4 protein-coding genes and 1 pseudogene are annotated in these 4,145 nt (G+C 39.8%); 1 reads left to right on the top strand and 4 read right to left on the bottom strand.

Going from position 1 to position 4,145, the window contains the following annotated elements; translation table 11 throughout:
- Positions 1-201: 201 nt before the first annotated feature.
- Positions 202-1,455, top strand: a complete 1,254-nt coding sequence (locus tag IQ229_RS15955) for a DNA cytosine methyltransferase (protein ID WP_409339938.1) — start codon at positions 202-204, stop codon at positions 1,453-1,455.
- A 33-nt stretch (positions 1,456-1,488) separates the two neighbouring features.
- Here IQ229_RS15955 and IQ229_RS15950 read toward each other — a convergent pair whose 3' ends face one another.
- The 4 genes and pseudogenes from IQ229_RS15950 to IQ229_RS15935 all read right to left on the bottom strand — a co-directional run.
- Positions 1,489-2,454: an aldo/keto reductase gene (locus tag IQ229_RS15950; protein WP_194045287.1), complete on the bottom strand. Its 966-nt coding sequence runs from the start codon at positions 2,452-2,454 to the stop codon at positions 1,489-1,491.
- Positions 2,455-2,601: 147 nt separating this feature from the next.
- Complete coding sequence (locus tag IQ229_RS15945) at positions 2,602-2,829, bottom strand: type II toxin-antitoxin system HicA family toxin (protein ID WP_194045285.1); 228 nt, start codon at positions 2,827-2,829, stop codon at positions 2,602-2,604.
- Positions 2,822-3,037: a type II toxin-antitoxin system HicB family antitoxin gene (locus tag IQ229_RS15940; protein WP_194045281.1), complete on the bottom strand. Its 216-nt coding sequence runs from the start codon at positions 3,035-3,037 to the stop codon at positions 2,822-2,824. The genes IQ229_RS15945 and IQ229_RS15940 overlap by 8 nt, the downstream gene beginning before the upstream one ends.
- A 73-nt stretch (positions 3,038-3,110) precedes the next feature.
- Positions 3,111-4,145, bottom strand: a pseudogene (locus tag IQ229_RS15935) (hypothetical protein); the annotation flags it as partial.

Genomic DNA, 4,145 nt, shown 5'->3' with positions numbered 1-4,145 from the left:
GTAATTTGTAGTTCGTAATTCGTAATTAAAAATAGAAAATCAATCAGTTTATTTATGGGTAAAATTAAGTGCAAACCACCTATTTTTGCCGAAACCCGCATTTATCCATAGGGTAATTACGAATTACGTTAGCGTAGCGGTAGCGAGTCCGCGAGCGTCATTATCAATTACGAATTAGATTGGGGTGTCATGGCTTATGAGATGAAAAAACAAAGAGCGATCGCAGTTGACTTATTCGCTGGTGCGGGCGGTATGACTCTTGGCTTTGAGCAAGCTGGTTTTGATGTGCTGGCGTCTGTGGAAATCGACCCGATCCACTGTGCAACACATGAGTTTAACTTCCCTTATTGCTCAGTGTTATGCAAAAGTGTTGTGGATACAACCGGGGAAGAAATTAGAAATCGGTCTGAGATTGGCGATCGCGAAATTGATGTGGTAATTTGTGGCTCACCATGTCAAGGATTTTCCCTAATTGGTAAACGGGCTGTTGACGATCCTCGAAACTCTTTGGTATTTCACTTTCATCGACTGGTTTTTGAACTAAAACCGAAATTCTTTGTGATGGAAAATGTCCGGGGGATAACGGTTGGCGAACATAAACAAATCCTCCAAACATTAATTAGCGAGTTTAGAATTCACGGCTATAAAGTAGAAGAAAATTATAAAATTCTCAACGCTGCAAATTACGGAGTACCACAGTCCCGTGAGAGATTATTTCTGATAGGTGCAAGGGAGGATGTAGAGTTACCGAAATACCCTCAGCCGATTACTAAACAAGCTTTAATAAATAAATTAAATTCTAAAAAAATATCCGACATTCCATCGAGTCCTACAGTCTGGGATGCAATTGGAGATTTACCTGAAATAGAAAAATATCCAGAGTTACTAACAAGAGATTGGGTTGTTGCAGACTACGAAAAGCCTAGTAACTATGCTCTTGTACTTCGCGGGATCAAATGCCTAAATGATGATTATTCTTACAAACGAGAATATGATTTGCGAATACTCTCTTCAAGTCTAAGAACAAAACATTCTGCGGAAACTGTTAAACGTTTTCAGGAGACTCAACAAGGCGAAAGAGAAAAAATTAGTCGTTTTCATAAGCTACATCCTGGTGGTGTCTGTAATACTTTAAGAGCCGGAACAGATAAGTATAGGGGTTCTTTCACATCTCCGAGACCGATTCATCCATCTACGCCGCGCTGTATCACCGTCAGGGAAGCGGCGAGATTGCATTCTTACCCCGATTGGTTTAGATTTCATGTAACTAAATGGCACGGATTTCGACAAGTTGGTAACTCTGTACCACCCTTATTAGCAAAGGCTGTAGCGTCAGAAATTATTCGCAATTTGAATATTTCGCCTTTTAAGCCGAGTTTGCAATACAAGTTGCCAGAGGAGAAGCTACTACAATTTAATATGTCGCAAGCGGCACAATATTATCAGTGTGATTAGTAAGAATACACTCTGTAATATGTGCAAGTTAGGCTAAGTCCAAGCACGGAAGAATGTACTATCTTCCCAGATATTAGCAGTCCGTTGAGCGATCGCTGTCAATTCTTGCTCCTTCAGAGGTACAAAAGCCTGCGCTATCTTGACATTATTCTCTAATTGTGCAACCGTCTCTGCTGCAATTACACAACAATGAACTCCAGGCTGAGACATTGTGTAACCTAAAGCTTGCTCCATACCTGTCAACCCACCTGGTTTAAATAGCCGACCATAAGCAGGGACTTTCATCGCAATCACACCGACATTTTTTTCTTGAGCAACTGGTAAAACCACTGGAATAAATGGACGTGGGTGGTGTTTGTCGGCAGCATTTACAGGAATCAGTGTAGTGTGGAAAGGATAGCGACGTAACCCTTCAGCAATTAATTGAGGGTCGTGATGTCCGGTAATACCTGCGAAGCGCACCAGTTTTTGTTCTATGGCTTCTTCTAAAGCTTTAATTGCGCCAGATGGACTAAAGATGATATCGAGTTCTTCAGAAAAAGAGACGTGATGCAACTGCCACAAATCGAGATAATCTGTATTGAGACGTTTTAGCGATCGCTCCAATTCTCGCCATGCACCATCCCGATCTCTTTTATCGGTCTTGCTTGCTAGAAACAGCTTTGAGCGATGGGGTGGTAGCACTTTGCCTAAATAATCTTCACTCGGTCCATAACTAGCTGCTGTATCAAAGTAGCGAATGCCAAGTTCCAGCGCTCTTTGAATAATTGCCGTAGCATCACCCTCTTTTCCTTCGCCGCCGGATAGTGGCATTTGTCCTGCTCCAAATCCGAAGATAGGCAGATTTACTTTCGTGCGTCCTAGTACTCGTTCCGGCATATTTGTTGGCGGTGTTGCAGTGTTGGTAGTATTTTGCCCAAAAGTATTAGTTGCCACAATACCTCCAGTTACAGCAATGCTAGTAATTAGGAAATTACGCCGCGTTTTTCCTTCTGTCATGATTGGCTTCGGGTGCGAAATAACTTTTATTATAAAATTTTAGCTAGGGAGAATTAACCGGATATCCTTCTAAAGGATAAATCCATCACATTTCATCAGGATAGGTAAAAATAAGAGCGATGCCTACGGCGGGCTACGCCTACGCGCTCACAAATTGTCTATAAACTCTTCTGGTGTAACCTTTGCTTGCTTCAGAACACCACTGGGTGTACCAACTTTTAACTCGCGGTGTAGTGGTACAACACAAACAATTTCTCCTTCGAGAGTTGGTTTTTTAAGTACAACATGACTACCAGTTTGTCTAGTTTGAATAAATTCTAAACGCTCTAATGCACGAATTGCCTCACTGCCTGATATTCTTGGCAATCTAGGCATAGCTGACTTCTATGCTTGTTACAAATCTCGGACTAGTATCAGTGTCAAGTAAAGGACATTCTTCTAGATATAGCCTTGTAGCTTCTTTAAGATTAGCGAGAGCTTCTTCAATTGTTTCACCTTGGTCAACCGTTCCGACTTCAGGACATTCAGCAACATACATATCTTCTTCTTTGTGAAGAATGGCAGTTAATGTTTTGGTCTTCATAGGGTTTTATTTTGATACGGATAGTCGAGTGAGCGCACTCCTTTTTCTAGTTTAGCTTTGAGGTGCGATCGCGCTACTTGCCAGCGACAGCATTTTTCTCAGCGTAGTTGAGATTTATCTGATATTCTTTGATTTTTTGCTGGGCTACTACATAATTTGGGTTAGAAGATGGCACAGTTTTCATAAGTGCGATCGCACCTTCCCAATGACTCACAACTGTCTTCCACTCATCTGGAGATTTTGCTAGCTGGGTTAGTTTGGCAGCACTTATTGCTTTATTAACAGCCTCTCGGAATGTATCAGTTTGAGGCGTAAATGCTGTTATAAATGGACTTGCCGAAGTAACTGGAGAAGCTATAGAAGTTGGGAATTTTTCTTTTGTTTTAGGAATTTTTGCTGATAAATATATTCCCATAGAAACCAAAGGAATGAGCATAATTATAAACAGTTTTTTCTTGATATTTTTAGGATTTTGAGAATTATCTTGAGATAACGAGAGTATAAGTAAATGCTGCTTTTTCCCTTTTTTGATTTGGGTTAGCCCCATATCACCACGCAATCTGTCAATTTCTAAATCTGTGCGATCAATACTGTAGCTTTTACGTTTAGTTTGTAAATTTTGGGCTAGAAGTTTCAGGTGTGGAATTAAGCGGTTTACTACTAAGTGTTCTAATTGGTAGAGATATGCGGCAGTGAACATCCAAATCATGAACCAACGTTGACTTAAAAAATCATTATTTTCAATGCTGTAAAAAATTCCCTTTGTTGCACGTCCTGTTAAATGCCCTGTACAACCATTAAAATATTCTGGTATTTTATTGTACAAGTTGCAATTAAAAAAAGCTAATTCTGAGAAAATAGTTAGGATTAGCATAAAAGATAATCCCATAACCACTGTGCCATAAAAACCTGCCCATAAACTATTCAAGGTAGGTATCCATTTAGGTAATTTATTAGATAATTTAGGCTTTTGCCAAATAAACCAAAAAATATGGTAAACAAAGGCTAAGAAAATGCTTGGTATTAATAAGCCGAATAAAACAGAAAATATTAATAATATAGGGCTGTTGCCGAGAAGTGATATAAATACTCCGGCCAATCCAAAGAC

The sequence above is a fragment of the Nostoc cf. edaphicum LEGE 07299 genome (assembly GCF_015207245.1).
In the GTDB taxonomy this organism is placed as follows: Bacteria; Cyanobacteriota; Cyanobacteriia; order Cyanobacteriales; family Nostocaceae; genus Nostoc; species Nostoc edaphicum_B.
This window is presented reverse-complemented; position numbering and strand designations above follow the sequence as displayed.

Bases quoted from the DNA above. Each gene is read 5' to 3' on its own strand.
- IQ229_RS15955 (WP_409339938.1), top strand. From the start codon at position 202: ATGAAAAAACAAAGAGCGATCGCAGTTGACTTATTCGCTGGTGCGGGC.
- IQ229_RS15950 (WP_194045287.1), bottom strand. From the start codon at position 2,454: ATGACAGAAGGAAAAACGCGGCGTAATTTCCTAATTACTAGCATTGCT.
- IQ229_RS15945 (WP_194045285.1), bottom strand. From the start codon at position 2,829: ATGCCTAGATTGCCAAGAATATCAGGCAGTGAGGCAATTCGTGCATTA.
- IQ229_RS15940 (WP_194045281.1), bottom strand. From the start codon at position 3,037: ATGAAGACCAAAACATTAACTGCCATTCTTCACAAAGAAGAAGATATG.